Origin of the sequence: Myceligenerans salitolerans, from assembly GCF_017349295.1 — a bacterium.
GTDB lineage: Bacteria > Actinomycetota > Actinomycetes > Actinomycetales > Cellulomonadaceae > Myceligenerans > Myceligenerans salitolerans.
In genome coordinates, this window is the sequence record NZ_JAFMPK010000018.1 from 21,230 (window position 1) to 42,734 (window position 21,505).

Here is a 21,505-nt window from a genome sequence, read left to right on the forward strand (position 1 = left end):
CCGGGCGGACGGGGGGTGAGCGGGTAGGCTGGAGTTCCGTGGTCGATCCCCTGAACAGACAGCTCCTGAACCGCCTCGGCTCCCGCTCCGCGACGACGAAGCACATCTTCGTCACCGGAGGTGTTGCCTCGTCGCTCGGTAAGGGGCTCACCGCCTCCTCGCTCGGCCGGCTCCTGCGATCGCGTGGCCTGCGGGTCACGATGCAGAAGCTCGACCCGTACCTCAACGTCGACCCGGGGACGATGAATCCGTTCCAGCACGGCGAGGTGTTCGTCACCGAGGACGGCGCGGAGACCGACCTCGACATCGGTCACTACGAGCGCTTCCTCGACGTCGAGCTGCCCGCCTCCTCGAACGTGACCACCGGCCAGGTGTACTCGCACGTGATCGCGACGGAGCGGCGCGGCGACTACCTGGGCGACACGGTGCAGGTGATCCCGCACATCACCGACGAGATCAAGCGCCGCATGCGCGACCAGGCGTCCGAGGACGTCGACGTGATCATCACCGAGATCGGCGGCACGGTGGGGGACATCGAGTCGCAGCCGTTCCTCGAGTCCGCGCGGCAGGTGCGGCACGAGCTCGGGCGCGACAACGTGTTCTTCCTGCACGTCTCCCTCGTGCCGTACATCGGTCCGTCCGGTGAGCTGAAGACCAAGCCCACGCAGCACTCGGTGGCCGCACTGCGCAGCATCGGTATCCAGCCCGACGCGATCGTGCTGCGCGCCGACCGCGTCGTGCCGGAGTCGGTGAAGAACAAGATCGCGTTGATGTGCGACGTCGACAACGAGGCCGTGGTCAACGCGGTCGACGCGCCGAGCATCTACGACATCCCGCGCGTGCTGCACGCCGAGGGGCTCGACGCCTACGTCGTGCGCCGCCTGGACCTGCCGTTCCACGACGTCGACTGGGACGGCTGGGTGCAGTTGCTGGAGCGCGTGCACAGCCCCGCGCACACCGTCGAGGTGGCGCTGGTCGGCAAGTACATCGACCTGCCGGACGCGTACCTCTCGGTGACCGAGGCCCTGCGGGCCGGCGGCTTCGCGAACGACGCCAAGGTCACGATCCGCTGGGTCGCCGCGGACGAGTGCGACACCCCGGACGGCGCCGAGTCCTGCCTCGAGGGGGTGGACGCCGTGCTGGTTCCCGGGGGCTTCGGCGTGCGCGGTATCGACGGCAAGGTCGGCGCGCTGCGCTGGGCGCGGGAGAACCGAGTGCCCACCCTCGGCATCTGTCTGGGCCTGCAGTCGATGGTCATCGAGTACGGCCGCAACGTGCTCGGGTTCGACGACGCCTCCTCGACCGAGTTCACCCCGGACTCGTCCCACCCGGTGATCGCGACGATGATCGAGCAGAAGGCCATCGTGGACGGTGCGGGAGACCTCGGCGGCACCATGCGTCTCGGTTCCTACGACGCGCACCTCGTGCCCGGGTCCGTGACCGCCAAGGCGTACGGCACCGAGCGGGTCGCCGAGCGCCACCGCCACCGGTACGAGGTGAACAACGCCTACCGCGGACAGCTGGAGGAAGCCGGCCTGGTGATCTCCGGGACGAGCCCGGACGGCTCGCTCGTGGAGTTCGTCGAGCTTCCGGCCGACGTGCACCCGTACTATGTCGCCACGCAGGCGCACCCCGAGTTCAAGTCCCGGCCCACACGTTCGCACCCGCTGTTCGCGGGCCTCATCGCGGCCGCGCTCGAGTATCAGGGTGCCTGAACTGGTGGAGCTGGTGAGTAGCGAGCACACGGGACGGTCCGAGTCCTTGGAACCCCTCGAGGAGTTGTCGCGCCCACGGCCGGACGAGACACGCCGGCCCGCCGCGAGCGGCATCGCCGACGTCGTCGCGCCCCGTCCGGCGCGCCGCCTGGACATGCCGTTCCAGGGGCGCGTGGTCGACATCGCCGTCGACGAGGTGGACCTGGGTGCGGCCGGCGTGGTCCGGCGCGAGTACACGAACCATCCCGGGTCGGTGATCGTCGTCGCGCTGGACGACGACGGCAACGTGCTGCTGCTGCGCCAGTACCGGCACCCGGTGGGGGCGTTCCTGTGGGAGCTGCCGGCCGGACTGCTCGACATCGACGGCGAGGACCCGCACATCGCGGCCGCCCGCGAGCTCGCGGAGGAGGCCGACGTCCGCGCCGCCCGCTGGGACGTGCTCGTCGACCTGCTGCCCAGCCCCGGCGGCAGCAACGAGGCGACCCGGGTGTTCCTGGCGCGCGATCTCACGCCCGTCCCGGAGCCCGAGCGGCACACCCGGGAGGCCGAGGAGGCCGACATGGTGGCCGTCCCCGTCCCGCTGGAGGAGGCGGCGGCGCTCGCGCTGGCAGGGCACCTGCACAACGGGCCGACGGTCTCGGGCATCCTCGCCGCCGTGATCGGCCGGGCGAACTCCTGGAGGACCCTGCGCCCCGTCACGTCGCCGTGGGAGTACCGCCGCAACTGACCGCCCGGCCTACCCGGCTCCTGCCAGGGCCGCTACCGTGTGCCTCTGGAGTGCGACACGTCGGACATGTGTCATGACGAAGGGGTACGGATGAGGACCGGGACGGGCGACGTCGACGACCGTACTGCCGCGGCCGGCCGGTCCGGGCCGCCGCCGCGGGCCGGGAAGGGGCGGCGGATGCCCGCCTGGCTCGCCGCGATCCTGGGCGCGGTCGCCGGCCTCGTGCTCGCGGCAGGGATCGTGGCGGGCGTCCTGGCCGGCCTGAAGGACGAACTGCGGGACGCCTTCGTGCGCGTACTGCTGGACGACCTCAACCCGTTCACCACGTCGGAGGTGGACCACTCGACCGAACCGGTCCTGCTCGGCATGCGTGACCTGGCCCGGTTCGTCGCGGCGGACGCGGAGTACGAGGTGCTGGTGGACCTCGAGCAGGACGTGCGGTACCTGCCGGGATGGCTCGCGGGATCGCGCCTGGCGCTCGTGGTCAACGGGTCGGTGGAGTCGTACGTCGACTTCTCGGACCTGGACCCGGGAGCGATCGAGGTGTCCGACGACGGTACGGCCGTCACGGTGACCGTACCCGCGCCCCAGCTCGCCGACCCGCGTGTCGACCTGGCCGCCAGCCACGCCCTGAGCGAGGACAGGGGACTGGTCGACCGAGTCGGAGACCTGTTCGACAGCAACACGGACGTACGCCAGGAGGCCCTGGCGCAGGGCACCGACAAGATCGCCACGGCGGCCGAGGAGTCCGGGCTCACCGAACGGGCACGCGAGAACACCACGAAGACGCTGGAGGTCCTGGTCCGGTCGTTCGGCTACGAGACGGTGACGGTCGAGTTCGAGGAACCGCGAGAGGGCTGACGGCCGAGGCGTCGCCCCGCGCGCCGCGGCGCCGGCACGGACCTGGGCCGCCCGTCACGGGCGAACGTATCAATCCGGGCGGGTTTAACCGTGGGCGCGCGCTGCGCTACTCTTCCGCGGTGACCAGCGAACCGGACATGCTTCCCCCTGTTTCGTCCCTGCCCGCGTGGCTCGTCCCCTCCGTGTACCTGAACTGGTCGGAGGACTGGCTGCGTGAGGCCGTCGCCGTCGCCACCGGTGGCAACGAGCACCTGCTGCCCCGCGGGGCCGACGGTCCGCAGCGCGGTGACGTGGTGGTCACGGTCGTCGGGTCGGACCCGGGCATCGTGGCGTCCGTGGAGCTGATGGGCACCACGCAGGGCGAGGACTGGATCGCCGACGAGCTGTTCGGGCCGGACAAGCCCGTGCTCTGGGACGACCTGTTCAGCGGCGCGTCGGCGTACGCGCGCTCCTCCGGCTGGCTGCCGCAGGAGCACGCCCGGCTGGTGCTCGACGGCATCGCCGGACAGTTCCGCAACGGCGCCACCGGCACCCTCGAGCCCGGCGATTGCGAGACGGGCCGGCTCTCACCCAACCTGCACGTGCTGCGCCTGCTGGGGCACCGCCAGATCACCGGCGCCGACCTGCGGCACGAGGAGCGCTGCTACTCGTGCGAGCAGTTCGTCGACGTGACCGAGCTGCGCCCGCACGACGACGGCGCGCGCGCCGCCGGCAAGGACGGTGCCGCCCCGCGCGACCTGAACCGGCTCATCGGCGACACGTACCTCGTCTGCGACCCGTGTCACGAGCTCCTGCACCCCCACCCGATCGGCGCGCAGCGCGCCCGCATGCGCCCGGCGTGCCCGTCCTGCCACTCGCGCGGCACGGCGAAGCGGATCGTCTGGAACGAGGCGATCCACGACGAGATGCACCTGCAGCACGACGTCGTCTACGGCGGCTTCGACGTGCCGGTCCCGACGCCCGAGTGGTACTGCCCGCAGTGCCACGCGAACTTCGCGACCGGCGTGGTGGGCACGCGCGCCCTCGGCGGTGCCACGGCGATCCCGCCGGCCCCGGTGGACCTCGACGTGGCCCCGCCCGTCGAGGTGCCGGCGATGCCGGAGATCTGAGCCGGGACGCCGCCACAGGTCTGCGCCTCAGCGCTCGGATCCACACGTCCACGGCCGGGCGCACGGTCCGCGCGAGACGGGTCCGACGCTCCGCGACCACGACCGGTCGCGGACCGCCGGGCCCGTCCCGTCGTGTGCGTCGTGCCGGTCCGGCACCCGAACGGACGGGAACGGCGCGCCGGTCGCCCGTCCGCCGTCCCGTCAGCGACCCGCGCGTGCCGGCCGCGCGGTCGCACGTGCCGCGAGCACGGCCGTGACCGCACCGGCCGCGTACACCAGGTACTGCACGATCTCGACGGTGCGATGCGCCGCGGGCAGGTCCACGAGCGTGAACAGGTTGATCATCGATCCGATCGACAGCACGGTCAGCACGCACAGGAGCGCCGCACCGACCCACCCGGCGGCCCGGCGGCCCCGGCCCACGAGCCACAGCCCGGTCAGCGTGCCCACCGCGGTCAGCGTGCTGATCAGCAACGAGACGACGTAGATCGCGAACTCTCCCGGGAACTGCGTCGTGATGCCGACCGTGAGGATCACCTCACCCACGAGCACGCAGACCAGGCCGATCACCGGTGCCCGGTCCCCTTCGGAGGGCGCGGCACCGCTCCGCTCCCTCCGGGCGGTGACCAGGGCGAGCACCACGGCCGCCCCCGCGAACAGGAGGGCCACGACCGTGAAGGCCGTCTGAGCCATGATCGCCGCGCGCGCCTCCCAGAGCACCTGGATGACTCCGATCACGACCAGCACGACGAGCTGTGCGCCCAGAAGGGCGGCTGCGGCCACCCGCAGGGCACCTGCACCGGCCGCACGGGGCCGCAGGCCGGAGACACCGGCGGCAAGGGTCATGGTGGCGGCCGCGCCGGCGACGGCGAGCACCCAGAACACGTTGTCCGTGCGGAACGCGAACGGGTCCAGGTCGACGCCCACGCGCAGGAACGTGAGAACCACCGGCGCCCACGCGGCGACCGTCAGCAGCACGACCGTGACCGCCGGCCAGGCGCTCGCGGCATCGGCCGGGACCGTGTCCTGCGGTGCGGGCTCCATGCCGAGCTGCGCCAGCTCCTCCTCGCGGGCAAGGCGTTCGGCGCCGCGGTCCGCGCCGGGCGTCTCGGATGTGGTGGGACCGGCGTTGTCCGTCATCGTGCTCCGCGTGTGGTTCTGTTGTACCGAGGTCTGGCCCACTCTACAGCGGAGCAGGACATCCCGGACGGAACTGGGCGTGAACCCGGTTCGGCGACGGGGTTGTGAATCGGTTAACGCCGTTGTTGCCGCGGGGTGCTGTGCCGGACCGTCGTCCAGGCGCCCGCACCGTCGCGGGTGTCGCGCCGATGGCGCAGGACCCAGGAGGGCAGCAATGACCCGAGAACCGAACCGGAGACGATGGCGGCGTTCTGCTGTCGCCGTCGGCACCCTCGCCGCGGTGGCCTTCGCCACCGCGGGCGCGACGGCGGCGGGCGTGGAGACCACGCGGACCGGTGTCACGCAGGGGACGCCGACGTCGGTGGAGGAGGCCCGTGCGCTGGCGGGCCCCTACGGCGACCGCTTCCTCGAGATGTACGACAAGATCAAGGACCCGGCCAACGGCTACTTCTCCGATCAGGGCATCCCGTACCACGCGGTCGAGACGCTCATGGTCGAGGCACCCGACTACGGTCACGAGACCACGAGCGAGGCGTACTCGTTCTGGCTGTGGCTGGAGGCCTCGTACGGCGAGCTGACCGGAGACTGGGCACCCTTCAACGACGCGTGGGACACGCTCGAGGCGTACATGATCCCCACCACCGAGAACCAGCCGACGAACGGGGCGTACAACCCGGCCGAACCGGCGACCTACGCCCCCGAGCACGGGCACCCGAGCGAGTACCCGTCGGAGCTCGACAGCGGGGTCTCGGTGGGTACCGACCCGATCGCCGACGAGCTGAGCAGCACCTACGGCACCGACGAGATCTACGGCATGCACTGGCTCGCGGACGTCGACAACGTGTACGGCTTCGGCGCGGCACCGGGGTCCTCGGAGCTCCTCGGCCCGGACTACGAGGGCACGAGCTACATCAACACCTTCCAGCGTGGCGAGCAGGAGTCCGTGTGGGAGACGATCCCGCAGCCGTCCATCGACGACTTCAGCTACGGCGGGCCGAACGGCTACCTCGACCTGTTCACGGGTGACGCGCAGTACGCGCAGCAGTGGAAGTACACCAACGCCCCCGACGCGGACGCACGCTCCGTCGAGGCGGTGTACTGGGCCAAGAAGTTCGCCGAGGCCCAGGGCGCCGAGGGGCAGATCTCCGGCACCGTGGACAAGGCGTCGAAGATGGGCGACTACCTGCGGTACTCGCTCTTCGACAAGTACTACAAGGAGCCGGGCTGCGAGTCGCCGTCGTGCCCGGCGGGCTCCGGCAAGAGCTCGGCCCACTACCTGCTGTCCTGGTACTACGCGTGGGGCGGGGCGCTGGACACCAGCAGCCCGTGGGCCTGGCGCATCGGGTCCAGCCACGCACACTTCGGCTACCAGAACCCGATGGCGGCGTGGGCACTGTCCAACGATCCCGACCTGATCCCGGCGTCCGCGTCGGCGGAGTCGGACTGGGCCGAGAGCTACGACCGGCAGGTCGAGTTCTTCCAGTGGCTGCAGTCGGACGAGGGCGGTATCGCCGGCGGTGCGACGAACTCGGTGGGCGGCGACTACTCGGCGCACCCGGCGGGCACGCCCACCTTCTACGGCATGGCCTACGACGTGGCCCCGGTCTACCACGACCCGCCGTCGAACCAGTGGTTCGGCATGCAGGGCTGGGGGGTGGAGCGCATCGCGCAGATCTACCACGAGACCGGTGACTCCCGCGCCGAGGAGATCCTCGAGAAGTGGGTGCCGTGGGTCATCTCCGAGATCACGATCACGGACACCGACTGGGCGGTCCCGGCCACGCTGAGCTGGACGGGCGCACCCGACACCTGGAACCCGGACAACCCGGGTGACAACTCCGGGCTGCACGTCGAGGTGACCGACCACGGCCAGGACGTCGGTGTGGCCGGTGCGATCGCCAAGACGCTCACCTACTGGGCGGCTGCCTCCGGTGACCAGGCCGCGGCCGACACCGCCGGTGCCCTGCTCGACGCCATCTACGAGCAGAACACCGACGACCTGGGCGTGTCCACCCTCGAGACCCGCAGCGACTACAGCCGGTTCGACGACGTCTACGAGGGCGGCAGCGGCGACGGCATCTACGTGCCGAGCGACTGGAGCGGTACCTACCCGAACGGCGACGTGATCGAGCCGGGCGTGTCCTTCCTGGACATCCGCTCGTTCTACGAGGACGACCCGATGTTCGCGGAGGTTCAGGAGCACCTGGACGGCGGCCCCGCGCCCGAGTTCCGGTACCACCGCTTCTGGGCGCAGACGGCCGTGGCCACGGCGTTCGCCGAGTACGACCGCCTCATCGCGGACCCGCGCGACCCGGGTCCGACGCCGACCCCGACGGACGACCCGACGGACCCGCCCACGGACGACCCGACGGACCCGCCGACGGACGACCCCGAGTCGGCCTGTGAGGCGACGCTGACCGTGGTCAACTCCTGGGACGGCGGCTTCCAGGCGGCCGTCCGGGTGACGGCGAACGAGGCGGTCTCGGGCTGGTCGACCTCGTTCGACCTCTCCCCGGCCACCTTCACCCAGGGCTGGAACGCGCAGTTCAGCACGTCGGGTTCCCAGGTGACGGCATCCGACGTCGGCTGGAACGGCTCGCTGCCGGCGGGTGGGTCCACGGAGTTCGGCTTCCTCGGCAACGGCAGCCCGCCGTCGTCGGCGACGGTCGGCTGCACCGCGGACTGACCTGAGCGGCCCGGGGAACACCCGGCGGCGGTCCGCGGCGGGCCGGCCGGCGGGTGCACCCCCCGCCGAGCGTGACGACGGCGTGGCTCCGGAGTTCCGGGGCCACGCCGTCGCCGCGCTCGGGTCCGGCGCGGGAGGTCAGCGGACCCGGGTGGTGAGGAACACGCGGGTGGTGCCCGCGATCAGGAGGGCCGCACCCAGCATGTGCAGCCCCACCAGGAGGGCCGGCAGGCCGGTGAAGTACTGCACGTAGCCGATCCCGCCCTGTGCGAGCGTGATCGCGACCAACAGCCAGGCCGACCGGCGGGCGACGCGGAGCCGGTCCGGTCCGGCGGCGTCGTGGCCGGTGGCCGCGGCAGGCGGCGCCTGCTCGCGTCCCGTGCGTGCGCCGGGCCCGTGCAGCACGACCAGGTAGGCCGCCAGTGCGGCGAGGAACGCCCACACGACGGCCGCGTGGGCCTTCGACATCTCCGCGGGATCGAGCGCCAGCCGGTACCCGACCTCGGCGTCGCCGGAGTGCGGCCCGGCGCCTGTGGTCAGCACACCGAGGACGACCACGACGACGGTCAGGGCACCCAGCGCCCACGCCAGCGCACGAGCCGGTGCCGGGACGACGACCCGCGGCGGCCCGTCGCCCTCGGCGCTGCGGTGCAGCAGGTACAGGGACAGGGCCACCAGTGCGCCGGACACGCCGAAGTGCAGGGAGACCCAGCCCGGGTGCAGGTCGAGCAGTACGACGACGCCGCCGATCACCGCTTGCGCGATCACGCCGATCCCGGGGACCAGCCCGAGCAGGCGATAGCCCCGGGTCCGTGCGGTGTCCGAGAACATGACCAGGAACACGGCGAGCGCGAGGAGCCCGAGCACACCGGTCAGGGTGCGGTTCCCGAACTCGATGTACGGGTGCAGGGTGGTGGCCTCGTGGAACGCGGGGGTGAACCGGCCGGGTTCGCACTCGGGCCACGTGGAGCACCCCAGGCCGGACTCGGTGAGACGCACGGCGCCGCCGGTCACGATGATGCCCATCTGCCCGATCAGGTTCGCCACGAGGATCGCGGGCGTCCATCGGCGCAACCGCGCGTGCAGGCGCGCGAGGAGGTTCGGGCCGGGGGCGGCGTCGGCCGCTGCGCCGCCGGCCGGGGCGGCGTCCGGGGCGGCCTGTGTGTCGGGCGTGCTCACGCCCTCAACGGTAATGCCCGACGGCGGCCGCCCGGGTTACGGACGACCGCCGTCGTGCGTGGTGCTGGTCACGCCGGACGAGATGTCAGGATGTCACGGGGCCGCGGGGTCCGTGCGGGTCCTGACGTGGTGGCCTCGCCGGTGTCCGGACCTCAGAGCGAGAGGCTCCAGCCGTCGATGTAGCCCGTGTCCCAGGTCGCCGAGTCCTGCACCCGCAGAACCCAGGTGCCGTCGGGCGACTCGCCGCTCACGTCGACCGTGTAGGTCTCGGTGATGTCGTTCGCGCTGCCGCCCGAACGCTCCCGCAGGGTGTGGACGCTGCCGTCCGGCGAGACGAGCGAGACGGTGAGGTCACCGACCCAGGTGTGCACGATGTCGACGTCGACGGTGGCCGTGCCGCTCGGCGCGGCGCAGCCCGAGATGGTGATCGGCGACTCGGAGGTGGCGTTGTCGTCGATGTCCACGTCGGCGGTGCTGCTGGCCGAGCAACCGGGCTCGGGCTCCGGGTCCGGGTCCGGAGGCGTGTCCGCCTCGTCACCGACGTAGAGGAGGGCGTCGGGCGAGCCGGAGCCGCGGTTGGTGACGGCGCCGGTCGTGGCGTCGGCGACGAGCTGGTCGCGCACCTGCTGCGGCGTGTACCCCGGGTTGGCCGCCGTGACGAGGGCGGCCGCGCCGGCGACGTGCGGCGAAGCCATCGACGTGCCGGAGATGGTGTTCGTCGCGGAGTTCGACGTGTGCCACGCCGACGTGATCGACGAGCCCGGCGCGAAGATGTCCAGGCACGTCCCGATGTTCGAGTAGGACGCACGGGCGTCGTTGCTCTGGGTGGCGCCGACGGTGATCGCCTCCGGCGTCGAGGCCGGGGACGTGTTGCACGCGTTCGCGGCGTACTCGTTGCCGGCGGCCAGCGCGTAGGTCACGCCGTCGGCGATGGAGTCGGCCACGGCGTCGTTGACGGCCTGGGAGAAGCCGCCGCCGAGGGACATGTTGGCCACGGCGGGCTCGCCCGCGCCGTGGTCGGCCGTCACCCAGTCGATGCCGTCGATCACGCCGGCGTAGGTGCCGGACCCGGCGCAGTCGAGGACGCGGACGCCGACCAGGGTGACGCCCTTGGCCACGCCGTAGGCGGAGCCGCCGACGGTGCCGGCCACGTGGGTGCCGTGGCCGTTGCAGTCGGTGGCGTCGCTGTCGCCGTCGACCGTGTCCGTGCCGTGCACCGCACGCCCACCGAAGTCCTGGTGGCTGGTGCGGATGCCCGTGTCGATGATGTACGCCGTCACCCCGGACCCGGTGTTCGGGTACGTGTACGAGTCGTCCAGCGGGAGGTCACGCTGGTCGATCCGGTCCAGACCCCACGACGGCGTGGGCGCCTGCGTGGCGGTGGCGTGCACCACCTGGTTCTGCTCGACGTACGCGACCGACGGGTCGCGGCTGAGCTTGTCGGCCTGGCCGGGCGTCATCTTCGCGCTGAAGCCGCGGATCGCGGTCTTGTACGCGTCCTTGACCGTCCCGCCGTACTTCTTGACGAGTCCGTGGGCCTTGCCGTTGACCTGCTGGATGCCGACCTCGGAGTCGTCGAGCACCACGATGTACTCGCCGGGGACGGCGTCGGGGGAGTCGGCGGCGATGATCCGCGACTTGTCGTCCGAGGGTGCCGCGGCGTGGGCGATGCCCGGTGCGGCCAGTGCGGGTGCGGCGATGACGGCGAGTCCGGCCGCGGTCGCGGCCCATCGCCTGGCGCGGGGGCTCCGGTGTGAGCCGGGGTCGTGTGGGGTGACGCGCTTCATGGTGTACCTCCCGGTGTCCGGGTTCTCCGGAATCGGACTGCGATGCGGCAAAGCATCGCAAGGGTCACGGGAAGCATAGGTTTGCATCAAGAAAAAACGTAGGCTTACGGGAAGATTGTCCGATGCCAAATAAGTCATACCGGATGTGTATGGGGAGAACCTCGCTCGCCCCGGGGGGCGCAGGGTCCGTGTCGCCCCGGGAGCCGCAGGTTCCGTGTGCGGCTCAGTGCCACCGGAACCAGCGCGCCGCCGCGAGTGCCGCACCCACCGTCCAGGCCGTCAGCACGAGCAGCGGCCCGCCCGTCAGGGCGCCGTCGAGCAGGGCGGCGCGAACCGCCTCGCCCAGTGCGCCGGACGGCAGCGCCGCCGCGAGCGGGCCCAGCGGTCCCAGCCGGTCCGGCGGCACCACGAGTCCGCCGCCGACCACCAGCAGGATCCACACGAGGTTCGCGACGGCCAAGACGCCCTCCGCGCGCATCGTCCCGGCCAGCAGCATCGCCAGCGCGGTGAAGCAGGCCGTGCCGAGCAGCAGGGCGACGCCGGCAGGGGCGAGGCCGGCGGGGTCGGGGCTCCAGCCGAGGACCGCGGCGACGGCACCCAGGACCGCGAGCTGCACCACGAGTACCGCGAGCACGGCGAGCGCCTTGCCGGCGAGCAGGCCGCCGCGCCCGAGCGGGGTGGTGGCGAGCAGGCGCAGCACACCGTTGCGCCGGTCGAAGGCGGTCGCGATCGCCTGCGACGTGAAGGCGCTCGAGACGACGGCCAGGGCCAGGACGCCGGGTACGGCGAAGTCGATGCGGCTGGTGCCGCCGGTGGCGATGCCGAGGAACGGTGCGGTGGCCATCCCGATCAGGACGAGTACGGGCAGGATCAGCGAGACGAGCAGCTGCTCGCCGTTGCGCAGCAGGGTGCGGGCCTCGAACGCGGCCTGGGTGAGGACGCGCCGGGAGGGGGAGGCGGCGGCCGGAGGGGCGGTGGCGTCCGCCGGGCGGGCGGAGCCGGGGCGGTCGTGCGGTTCGGCGTGCGGTTCGGCGTGCGGTGTCCGTGCGCCGCCGGCCGGGCGGGTCGTGTCGTTCACCGCAGCTGCCTTCCTGTCAGGTCGAGGAACACGTCCTCCAGGGTGCGGCCGCCGGTGGTGATCGTCCGGGCGAGCGCCCCGGCGCCGGCGAGCCAGGCGGTGACCGCGGCGAGCGCCGCCGGGTCGACGGGGCCCTCGGCGAGGTACACGCCGGGCTCCGTCTCGGCGACGCGCCAGCGTGCTCCCGCCGGTCGCGTGGCCGTTGCGGGGACGGGTGCCGCCGGTGGGCCGGTGGAGGCCGCCGGTGCGCCGGGGTGCCCGGTCGAGGCTCCGGCGGGCCCCGCGGCAGGGCGGCGCGTCGTGTCGTGCAGCGCCTTTTCCAGGTCGTCCGTGTCGAGTCCGGGCCGGGCCTCGACACGGACGCGGGAGGCCGTGGACGCCTGCGGGCCGTCGGCCGCGAGCAGTTCCGGGACCGTCCCGGCAGCGATGACGTGGCCGTGGTCGACGACGTGGACGTGGTCGGCGAGGTCGGCGGCCTCGTCCATGAGGTGGGTGGTGAGGACGACGGCGACGCCGTCGTCGCGCAGTTCGCGGACGAGGTCCCACACGGCGCGCCGGGACTGCGGGTCCATGCCCGCGCTGGGCTCGTCGAGGAAGACGACCTGTCCCCGCCCGACGAGAGCGCACGCGAGCGCGAGCCGCTGCCGCTGCCCGCCGGACAGCCGGCGGACGCTGGTGCGGGCGAAGCCGCCGATGCCGAGCCGTTCGGTCAGTTCTCCGACATCGCGCGGGGTGGCGTACATGGCGGCGACGTGGCGCAGTACCTCGCCGGCACGTGCGCCGGAGGGCAGGCCGCCGTCCTGCAGCATGACGCCGACGTGCGGGCGCAGGACGGTGGCGTCGGCGGCGGGGTCGAGGCCGAGGACCCGGACGGTTCCGCCGTCCGGCGTGCGCAGGCCTTCGCAGCATTCGACGGTGGTGGTCTTGCCGGCCCCGTTGGGGCCGAGCACGGCGGTCACGGCACCCGCTCGGGCGGTCAGGTCGAGGTGTTCGACGACGGCTCGGCCTCCGTACCGCTTGACGAGGCCGCGCACCTCCACGGCGGGGCGACCGGGTGCGGGCGGGGAGACGGTCACCCGGGCAATCCTATGGCCCGCGCCGAGCGGCGCTGCCGGGCGGGTCTACTCGCGCGGCCTGGTGGAGGCGGGCCCGAAGTTCATCCTGGCGAGCAGGAGCATGAAGACCGCGAAGCCGATCAGTGCGGGGACCGGGACCCACGTCCAGCCTGCCGTGGAGCCGACGACGAAGATCGCCGCGCCGGTCAGCGTCCACAGGACGACGGTGTAGATGCCGAACCGGGCGGCAGCGGCGGGGTCCTCGTCGAAGCGGCTGCCGGCTTCGGCGTGGCGGCGGCTCTGCTCCAGCGCCCAGGGCTTGGTGCGGTTGGTCGAGGTGGTCGCCAGGTAGGCGAGGAGCACGACGCCGGCCACGAGGGCGAGTCCGTCCAGGGCGAGCCATGCGGGGGGTGCCGAGCCGAGGAGGTGGGCGACCGCGAGCAGCGCGCCGAGGAGTACGAGCGCCCAGCCGAGCGCGAACAGCGCGGCGCGGCCGGCGGGCATCGGGTAGTTGTTCGTCGTCTCCTGGGCGAGCGACGCGCCCACGATCCAGCCGAGCGCTGCGGCGGCGGCCGCTGTGAACAGCGTCGGCAGCCAGGGGCCGGTCTCCGCCCGCGCGACGCCGGCAGCCGCGAGCACCGTGCCCACCAGCGAGCCCGCGAGCACGATCGACATCAGTACCGTCACGGCGACGTAGCCGGGCCGGGGGCGTACGCGGTGCCGCGCCGCCAGGGCTGCCGCCGACTCATGTCGCGCGCGGGTGGCATGGCCGTCCGCGGCGAGGAGGGCGTCGTCGTCGACGTCGCCGTGGGTGCGTGCGGCGCCGTCGGGCACCGAGCCGGGAAACTGCCCCTGGACGATCGCGCGGACGTCGCCGAGCTCGTCGACGGCGCGGCGGGCGGCGTCGACGGGGGAGGCGCCGCCCACCGCCAGCTCGGTGACGCGGTCGACGAGGTTGGTGCGGATCTCCTCCTTGAGGTCCTGGACCTCGGGGGTCATCGCGACGCCCGCGAACGCCTCGTCGAGCAGCCGGTGGACCGAGGTGTTGTCGCTCATCGGTGGGTTCCCTTCGTCCGGTCGCCCTCGGTGCCGAGGAGCGAGTCGATGATCCGGCGCGTGGCCACCCACGCCCGGACGTTGTTCCGGTACACGGCGCGGCCGGCGTCCGTGATCCGGTAGTACTTGCGGCGGCCGCCCTGGGTCTCGTCGCCCCAGTAGGCCTCGACGAGACCGTCCTTCACGAGCCGGCGGTAGGCCGCGTAGAGCGTGGCCTCCTTGATCTCGTAGCCGCCGCCGGTCGCCTCGCGGATGGCCTTGTAGATCTCGAAGCCGTACCGGTCTCGTGTGCGCAGCGTGCCGAGCACGATCGTGTCGGTGTGGCCGCGCAGCAGGTCGGCCGCGAAGGCGTCGGAGGAGTCGGTCTCGTTCACGCCGAGTACTGTATCTGATTAACTACCTGATGACAAAGACTTTTCTCGACCACGCGTCATCGGCGCGTCTCCGGGGGCGCGGATGTGATCTTCGCCTCGATCCGAGGAGTTCTGAGGTTCGCCTTCCTTGCCAAGCGCGATTTAGGGAACAAGGATGTTCCGTAAAGCGTTGCGGAGTGCTGGAACGTGGCGTCGCCACGGCACCCGCATCGTGCCGGTTCCCGCCGAGGGGCCGCACCACCCGCCGGGCCCGCCGCCCGGCGACAGCAGGCACGACGACCCGGGAGGTGAGATGAGCACACAGGTCTCCGCGGCCGCCACCGCGTCGCAGCCCGCGCATCCGCACGAGACGGACGGGACCACCCGCCGCCGCGTGCTGCAGCTCGTCGCCTCCGACGGCCCCGTCACGGCCACGCACCTGGCCTCCACGCTCGGCCTCACCGCACCGGCGGTCCGCCGCCACCTCACCCTCCTGGAGGACGAGGGCCGGATCGAGGTCCACGAGGGCCAGCCGGGCCCGGCCCGCCGCGGCCGTCCGGCGAGGCACTACGTCGTCACCCACGGCGGGCAGTCCGAACTGGCCGGCGGCTATCAGGAGATCGCCGCCGACCTGCTGCGCCACCTGCGCCGCCAGGGTGGCGACGAGGCCGTGGCGGCGTTCGCCCGCGAGCGGTACGACGCCTTCGTGCGGCGCTACGCCGCGCGGCTCGACGCGCCCGCCGCCCGTGCCGGGTCCGTGGGGTCCGACGACGCCTCGTCCCGCCCGGACGCCTCGGCGGCCGGCGCGTCCCGCACCGCCACGGCGGCGCCCGAGACAGCCACGGCGGCGCCCGACGTCGCCGCCCGCGCCGCCCGGCTCGCCGCACTCCTGAGCGAGGACGGCTACGCCGCCTCCGTGCGACCCGTGCCCGCGGCGGCGACACTGTCCGGGGACACCACCGACGCAGCCGCCCCCGCGTCCGCACCCAGCGGCGCGGTCGCGGTCGGCGGCGTCGTCCCCGCCGTCCAGCTCTGCCAGGGACACTGCCCGGTGCAGCACCTGGCCGAGGAACACAACGAGCTGTGCGAGGCCGAGGCGCGGGCGTTCACCGAGCTGCTCGGGACGCACGTGCAGCGCCTGGCGACCATCGCGGGCGGAGCGCACGCCTGCACCACGAACATCCCCCTGGGAACGACCCCCACCACCGAAGGAACACGATGAGTGCACCGACGCAGGAGCAGCGCACCGACGAGGAGATCATTGCCTCGATCGGCGGCTACGAGTACGGCTGGCGCGACAGCGACGAAGCCGGTCAGGCCGCTCAGCGCGGCCTGAACGAGGATGTCGTCCGCAACATCTCGGAGTTGAAGAAGGAGCCGGAGTGGATGCTGAAGCAGCGCCTGAAGGCGCTGCGCCTGTTCGACAAGAAGCCGATGCCGTCGTGGGGCTCGGACCTGTCGGGCATCGACTTCGACGCGATCAAGTACTTCGTCCGCTCCACGGAGAAGCAGGCCACCTCCTGGGAGGACCTGCCCGACGACATCAAGCAGACGTACGACAAGCTCGGCATCCCGGAGGCGGAGAAGCAGCGTCTCGTCGCCGGCGTCGCCGCGCAGTACGAGTCCGAGGTCGTGTACCACCAGATCCGCGAGGACCTGGAGAAGCAGGGTGTCATCTTCGTCGACACCGACACGGGCCTGCGCGACTACCCGGAGCTCTTCCAGGAGTACTTCGGCACCGTCATCCCCGCCGGTGACAACAAGTTCTCCGCGCTGAACTCGGCCGTGTGGTCGGGCGGCTCGTTCGTCTACGTGCCGCCGGGCGTGCACGTCGAGATCCCGCTGCAGGCCTACTTCCGCATCAACACGGAGAACATGGGCCAGTTCGAGCGGACGCTGATCATCGCGGACGAGGGCTCCTACGTGCACTACGTCGAGGGCTGCACCGCGCCGATCTACCAGTCCGACTCGCTGCACTCGGCCGTCGTCGAGATCGTCGTGAAGAAGAACGCCCGCGTGCGCTACACGACGATCCAGAACTGGTCGAACAACGTGTACAACCTGGTCACCAAGCGCGCCACGGCCGCCGAGGGCGCCACCATGGAGTGGGTCGACGGCAACATCGGCTCCAAGGTCACCATGAAGTACCCGGCGATCTACCTGCTGGGCGAGCACGCCCGCGGCGAGACGCTGTCCATCGCCTTCGCGGGCGAGGGCCAGCACCAGGACGCCGGCGCGAAGATGGTGCACGCCGCACCGCACACGTCGAGCTCCATCGTGTCCAAGTCGGTGGCGCGCGGCGGCGGCCGCACGTCCTACCGAGGCCTCGTGCAGGTGCTGGAGGGCGCCAGCGCCAGCGCGTCCAACGTGCTGTGCGACGCCCTGCTCGTGGACCAGATCTCCCGCAGCGACACGTACCCGTACGTGGACGTGCGCGAGGACGACGTGTCCATGGGCCACGAGGCCACCGTGTCCCGCGTGAGCGAGGACCAGCTGTTCTACCTGATGTCCCGAGGCCTGGACGAGACCGAGGCCATGGCGATGATCGTGCGCGGGTTCGTGGAGCCCATCGCGCGCGAGCTGCCCATGGAGTACGCGCTCGAGCTCAACCGCCTCATCGAGCTCCAGATGGAAGGTTCCGTCGGCTGACATGACCACTACCACTGATCTGACCACGGACCACTCGCGCGCCGTGGCCGACGGCTCCCACACCCATTCACCGGGCGCGGCGTCGGCGGCCCCGCAGGGCTCGCGCGCCGAACGCCTCACCTCGTTCTCGCTGGACGACATCCCCGTACCCACCGGACGCGAGGAGGAGTGGCGCTTCTCCCCGGTCGCCCGCATCCAGCCGCTGTTCGACGGCGGCCTGACGACCGCGGGCGCCGACGGCTCCGGCGTCCGGGTGAGCGTGGACGCCGCCCCCGAGGTGAAGGTCGAGACCGTCGGGCGCGACGACGCCCGCCTCGGCAAGGCCGGCAAGCCCGGCGACCGCACCGGCGTCGCGGCCTGGAACTCCTTCGAGCAGGCCACGATCGTGACCGTGCCCGCCGAGGCCGTCGCGTCCGACGTCACCTCCGTGCGGTTCGACGGCGAGCAGGCCGGCGCCACGCCGTCCGCCGCCCACGTGCTCGTCAAGGCCGAGCACCACGCCGAGGCCGTCGTCGTCATCGACCACGCCGGTCTCGCCACGCTCAACCAGACGGTCGAGATCGACGTCGCCGACGGCGCCCAGCTCACCGTCGTCTCCGTCCAGGACTGGGCCGACGGCGCCGTCCACGCCTCCAGCCACCGCGCCCGCATCGGCCGCGACGCCAAGCTCAAGCACGTCGTGGTCACGTTCGGCGGCGACGTCGTGCGCATCACGCCCGACGCCGAGTTCACGGCCGAGGGCGGCGAGGTCGAGATGGTCGGCCTGTACTTCGCCGACTCCGACCAGCACCAGGAGCACCGCCTCTTCGTGGACCACGCGGTCCCGCGCTGCAAGTCCCGCGTCACCTACAAGGGCGCCCTGCAGGGCTCCGGCGCGCACACCGTCTGGGTGGGCGACGTGCTCATCCAGGCCGACGCCGAGGGCACCGACACCTACGAGCTCAACCGCAACCTCGTCCTCACCGACGGCGCGCGCGCCGACTCCGTGCCCAACCTCGAGATCGAGACCGGCGAGATCGACGGCGCCGGCCACGCGTCCGCGACCGGCCGGTTCGACGACGAGCAGCTCTTCTACCTCATGGCCCGCGGCATCCCCGAGACCGACGCCCGCCGCCTCGTGGTGCGCGGCTTCTTCGCCGAGCTCATCCAGGAGATCGGCGTCGAGTCCGTCGAGGAGCGCCTCATCGCGTCCATCGAGGCCGAGCTGGAGAAGTCGATGAGCGTCATCACCGGCGCGGCCGCGCCGGCCGACGGCGCCGAAGAAGCGGAGTGACCGGCCGGTGACCTTCCAAACCGCCTGCCTCACCGACGACCTGGCCCCCGAGGAGGCCATGCTCGTCGAACTGGACGGTGTCGACGGGGCACCCGTCCCCGTCGCCGTCGTCCGCGACGCCGACGGCGATTACCACGCCATCAGCGACATCTGCTCCCACGGGCAGGTGTCCCTGTCCGACGGCGAGGTCGAGGGCTGCCTCGTCGAGTGCTGGCTGCACGGCTCGCAGTTCGACGTGCGCACCGGTCAGCCCGTCCAGCTCCCCGCCATCCGGCCCGTCCCCGTCTACCCCGTGAAGGTGGACGAAGGCAAGGTGCTCATCGACATCGACGAGCAACCCACCGGCGGCACCTGACCGCCCGGCGGCGCCGGGAACCGCACACCCGGCACCCAGCGCCACCACGACCGCCGTCGTCCACCACACGAAGCTTCCGTCAGAACCTGGAGAGAACGTATGTCCACCCTCGAGATCCGCGACCTGCACGTCAGCGTCGAGACCAAGGAAGGCCCCAAGCCGATCCTGCGCGGCGTCGACCTGACCATCGAGTCCGGCCAGACCCACGCCATCATGGGCCCCAACGGCTCCGGCAAGTCCACGCTCGCCTCGGCGCTCGCGGGCCACCCGAAGTACCAGGTGACCTCCGGTACCGTCACGCTGGACGGCGAGGACGTCCTGGAGATGAGCGTCGACGAGCGCGCCCGTGCCGGCCTGTTCCTCGCCATGCAGTACCCGGTCGAGGTCCCCGGCGTGTCCGTGGCGAACTTCCTGCGCACCGCCAAGACCGCCATCGACGGCGAGGCCCCCAAGCTGCGCACCTGGGGCCGGGAGGTCAAGGAGGCGATGGGCAACCTGCGCATCGACTCCGCGTTCTCCGAGCGTTCCGTGAACGAGGGCTTCTCCGGCGGTGAGAAGAAGCGCCACGAGATCCTGCAGATGGAGCTCTTCAAGCCGCAGATCGCGATCCTCGACGAGACCGACTCCGGGCTCGACGTCGACGCGCTGCGCGTCGTGTCCGAGGGCGTGAACCGCGCCAAGGAGAACACCGACGTCGGCGTCCTGCTCATCACGCACTACACGCGCATCCTGCGCTACATCAAGCCGGACTTCGTCCACGTCTTCGTCGACGGCCGCATCGCCGAGGAGGGCGGCCCGGAGCTGGCCGACCGCCTGGAGGAAGAGGGCTACGACAAGTACGTCGGCACGTCGGCGCCGGCCGCCGTCTGACGCAGGACCGGCGGCCCGGTGGCCGGGCCGCGCGGTCGGTCGTCCGCCGGCCGGCGGGTCGCTCGACCTGCCGGCCCGTCGTGGAGGGCCGATCGCACACCCGGCCGGTCGCGCATCGGCCGGCCGCACGGGCGGTTCGCGCCGCCGGAGAACATCGGTGCCGAGGAGAGATGATGACCACCACTGAGGTAGGGACCGGGCCCAGCGGCCGGACCTTCACGCCCGCCGAGCTCGTCGCCGTGCGGGCGGACTTCCCGTTGCTCGGGCGTACGGTGCGCGACGGGAAACGTCTCGTCTACCTCGACTCGGCCGCGACGTCGCAGAAACCGCAGGTGGTGCTGGACACCGAGGTCGACTTCTACGAGCAGCGCAACGCCGCCGTGCACCGCGGGGCGCACGCGCTCGCCGAGGAGGCCACCGAGGCGTTCGAGCACGCGCGGCAGCAGGTCGCGGCGCTGGTGGGAACCGACGTCGGCGAGATCGTGTGGACGCCGGGCGCCACGACGGGGATCAACCTCGTGGCCACCGGCATCCAGCACGCGACGCTCGGACGCGGGGGAGAGGCGGCCGAGCGGTTCCGCGTCGGGCCGGGTGACGAGATCCTCGTGACCGAGGCGGAGCACCACTCCAACCTGGTGCCGTGGCAGGAGCTCGCGGCCCGGACGGGCGCCACGCTGCGCTGGATCCCGGTGGGGGACGACGGGCGGCTGGACCTGTCCGGGCTGGAGGCGGCCGGCGGGACGACGGGATCCGGTGCCGGGCGGGCCGACGACGACGGCCGTGGCGGGGCCGGACTGATCAACGAACGCACCCGGGTGGTCGCGTTCGCGCACGTCTCGAACGTGACCGGTGCCGTGGCCCCGGTGTCCCGGATCGTGGCCGCCGCGCGCCGGGTGGGCGCACTGACCGTGCTGGACGCCTGCCAGTCCGTGCCGCACCGGCCGGTCGACCTGCACGCGCTGGGAGTCGACTTCGCGGTGTTCTCCGCGCACAAGACGCTCGGGCCTACGGGCGTGGGTGCCCTGTACGGGCGACGCGAGCTGCTGGAGGCGCTGCCCCCGGTGACCACGGGCGGGTCCATGGTGGAGGTCGTGACCATGGAGGGCACGACGTTCGCCCCACCGCCGCTGAAGTTCGAGGCGGGCACGCAGATGGTCGCGCAGGCCGTCGGGTTCGGCGCCGCGGCGGACTACCTGCGGGAGCTCGGCATGGACGCGGTCTGCGCCCACGAGGCGGAGCTGGCCACGGAGCTCCTGAGGATCGCGGAGATCCCCGGCGTCCGGGTGATCGGTCCCGCGACGGTCGGGACGCTCGGGCAGGACGCCGGCCCGGAGGCCGGGCTGCCCGACCGCGTCGCGGCCGTGTCGTTCGTGGTGGACGGCGTGCACGCGCACGACGTCGGGCAGGTGCTGGACGACGCCGGCATCGCCGTGCGGGTCGGGCACCACTGCGCGCAACCGCTGCACCGCCGGTTCGGGATCGCCGCCACGGCGCGCGCGTCGGCGTCGGTGTACACGACGGTCGACGAGGTCACGGCGTTCCGGGAAGCTCTGGCGGGGGTCCGGGCGTTCTTCGGAGCGGAATGACGACGGCGCGGCGCGGTCGCGCCTAG

General features: G+C 72.3%; 18 protein-coding genes. 11 read left to right on the plus strand and 7 right to left on the minus strand.

Translation table 11 applies throughout. From position 1 onward, the window contains the following. The first annotated feature begins 38 nt into the window (after nt 1-38). From pyrG to J0911_RS01855, 4 genes are all read left to right on the plus strand, one after another. A complete protein-coding gene (gene pyrG, locus J0911_RS01840) occupies nt 39-1,715 on the plus strand; it encodes a CTP synthase (RefSeq protein ID WP_207273697.1) in 1,677 nt (558 codons plus the stop codon). Nucleotides 1,716-1,869: 154 nt separating this feature from the next. Next, the gene (locus J0911_RS01845) at nt 1,870-2,442 is read left to right on the plus strand and encodes an NUDIX domain-containing protein (RefSeq protein ID WP_207273726.1); all 573 of its coding nucleotides are present in this window, start codon (nt 1,870-1,872) and stop codon (nt 2,440-2,442) included. Between the two features lie 90 nt (nt 2,443-2,532). Then, nucleotides 2,533-3,303, plus strand: coding sequence for a DUF4230 domain-containing protein (locus J0911_RS01850; RefSeq protein WP_207273698.1), 771 nt, complete (start codon nt 2,533-2,535; stop codon nt 3,301-3,303). 119 nt (nt 3,304-3,422) lie between these two features. Next, nucleotides 3,423-4,412, plus strand: coding sequence for a hypothetical protein (locus J0911_RS01855; RefSeq protein WP_207273699.1), 990 nt, complete (start codon nt 3,423-3,425; stop codon nt 4,410-4,412). Between the two features lie 201 nt (nt 4,413-4,613). Here J0911_RS01855 and J0911_RS01860 read toward each other — a convergent pair whose 3' ends face one another. Beyond that, a complete protein-coding gene (locus J0911_RS01860) occupies nt 4,614-5,552 on the minus strand; it encodes a hypothetical protein (RefSeq protein WP_207273700.1) in 939 nt (312 codons plus the stop codon). A 214-nt stretch (nt 5,553-5,766) separates the two neighbouring features. Here J0911_RS01860 and J0911_RS01865 point away from each other — a divergent pair, with 214 nt between their 5' ends. Continuing rightward, nucleotides 5,767-8,238 carry a glycoside hydrolase family 48 protein gene (locus J0911_RS01865; protein WP_207273701.1) on the plus strand — a complete coding sequence of 824 codons (2,472 nt, stop codon included), beginning with the start codon at nt 5,767-5,769 and terminating at the stop codon, nt 8,236-8,238. A gap of 138 nt (nt 8,239-8,376) precedes the next feature. On the opposite strand, the gene J0911_RS01870 is transcribed toward J0911_RS01865, so the two are convergent. The 6 genes from J0911_RS01870 to J0911_RS01895 form a co-directional block, all read right to left on the minus strand. Next, nucleotides 8,377-9,417 carry a COX15/CtaA family protein gene (locus tag J0911_RS01870; protein ID WP_207273702.1) on the minus strand — a complete coding sequence of 347 codons (1,041 nt, stop codon included), beginning with the start codon at nt 9,415-9,417 and terminating at the stop codon, nt 8,377-8,379. 152 nt (nt 9,418-9,569) lie between these two features. Beyond that, complete coding sequence (locus tag J0911_RS01875) at nt 9,570-11,204, minus strand: S8 family peptidase (protein ID WP_207273703.1); 1,635 nt, start codon at nt 11,202-11,204, stop codon at nt 9,570-9,572. A gap of 223 nt (nt 11,205-11,427) precedes the next feature. Then, entirely contained in the window at nt 11,428-12,282 is an 855-nt protein-coding gene (locus J0911_RS01880) for an ABC transporter permease (protein WP_207273704.1), read from the minus strand. Beyond that, entirely contained in the window at nt 12,279-13,358 is a 1,080-nt protein-coding gene (locus J0911_RS01885; protein WP_207273705.1) for an ABC transporter ATP-binding protein, read from the minus strand. Before J0911_RS01885 ends, J0911_RS01880 begins: the two co-directional genes overlap by 4 nt. Nucleotides 13,359-13,403: 45 nt before the next feature. Continuing rightward, a complete protein-coding gene (locus tag J0911_RS01890; protein WP_207273706.1) occupies nt 13,404-14,393 on the minus strand; it encodes a permease prefix domain 1-containing protein in 990 nt (329 codons plus the stop codon). Beyond that, nucleotides 14,390-14,767: a PadR family transcriptional regulator gene (locus J0911_RS01895; RefSeq protein ID WP_207273707.1), complete on the minus strand. Its 378-nt coding sequence runs from the start codon at nt 14,765-14,767 to the stop codon at nt 14,390-14,392. Before J0911_RS01895 ends, J0911_RS01890 begins: the two co-directional genes overlap by 4 nt. Nucleotides 14,768-15,059: 292 nt before the next feature. Here J0911_RS01895 and J0911_RS01900 point away from each other — a divergent pair, with 292 nt between their 5' ends. From J0911_RS01900 to J0911_RS01925, 6 genes are all read left to right on the plus strand, one after another. Next, a complete protein-coding gene (locus J0911_RS01900) occupies nt 15,060-15,968 on the plus strand; it encodes a helix-turn-helix transcriptional regulator (protein ID WP_207273708.1) in 909 nt (302 codons plus the stop codon). After that, nucleotides 15,965-17,395: a Fe-S cluster assembly protein SufB gene (sufB, locus tag J0911_RS01905; protein WP_207273709.1), complete on the plus strand. Its 1,431-nt coding sequence runs from the start codon at nt 15,965-15,967 to the stop codon at nt 17,393-17,395. The genes J0911_RS01900 and sufB overlap by 4 nt, the downstream gene beginning before the upstream one ends. 1 nt (nt 17,396) lies before the next feature. Continuing rightward, nucleotides 17,397-18,668, plus strand: coding sequence for a Fe-S cluster assembly protein SufD (gene sufD, locus J0911_RS01910; RefSeq protein WP_207273710.1), 1,272 nt, complete (start codon nt 17,397-17,399; stop codon nt 18,666-18,668). 7 nt (nt 18,669-18,675) lie between these two features. Then, complete coding sequence (locus J0911_RS01915; protein WP_207273711.1) at nt 18,676-19,023, plus strand: non-heme iron oxygenase ferredoxin subunit; 348 nt, start codon at nt 18,676-18,678, stop codon at nt 19,021-19,023. A gap of 99 nt (nt 19,024-19,122) precedes the next feature. Next, a complete protein-coding gene (gene sufC, locus J0911_RS01920; protein ID WP_207273712.1) occupies nt 19,123-19,893 on the plus strand; it encodes a Fe-S cluster assembly ATPase SufC in 771 nt (256 codons plus the stop codon). A 170-nt stretch (nt 19,894-20,063) separates the two neighbouring features. After that, nucleotides 20,064-21,479 (plus strand): aminotransferase class V-fold PLP-dependent enzyme, encoded by a 1,416-nt coding sequence (locus J0911_RS01925; RefSeq protein WP_372434804.1) that lies wholly within the window; start codon nt 20,064-20,066, stop codon nt 21,477-21,479. Nucleotides 21,480-21,505: the final 26 nt, after the last annotated feature.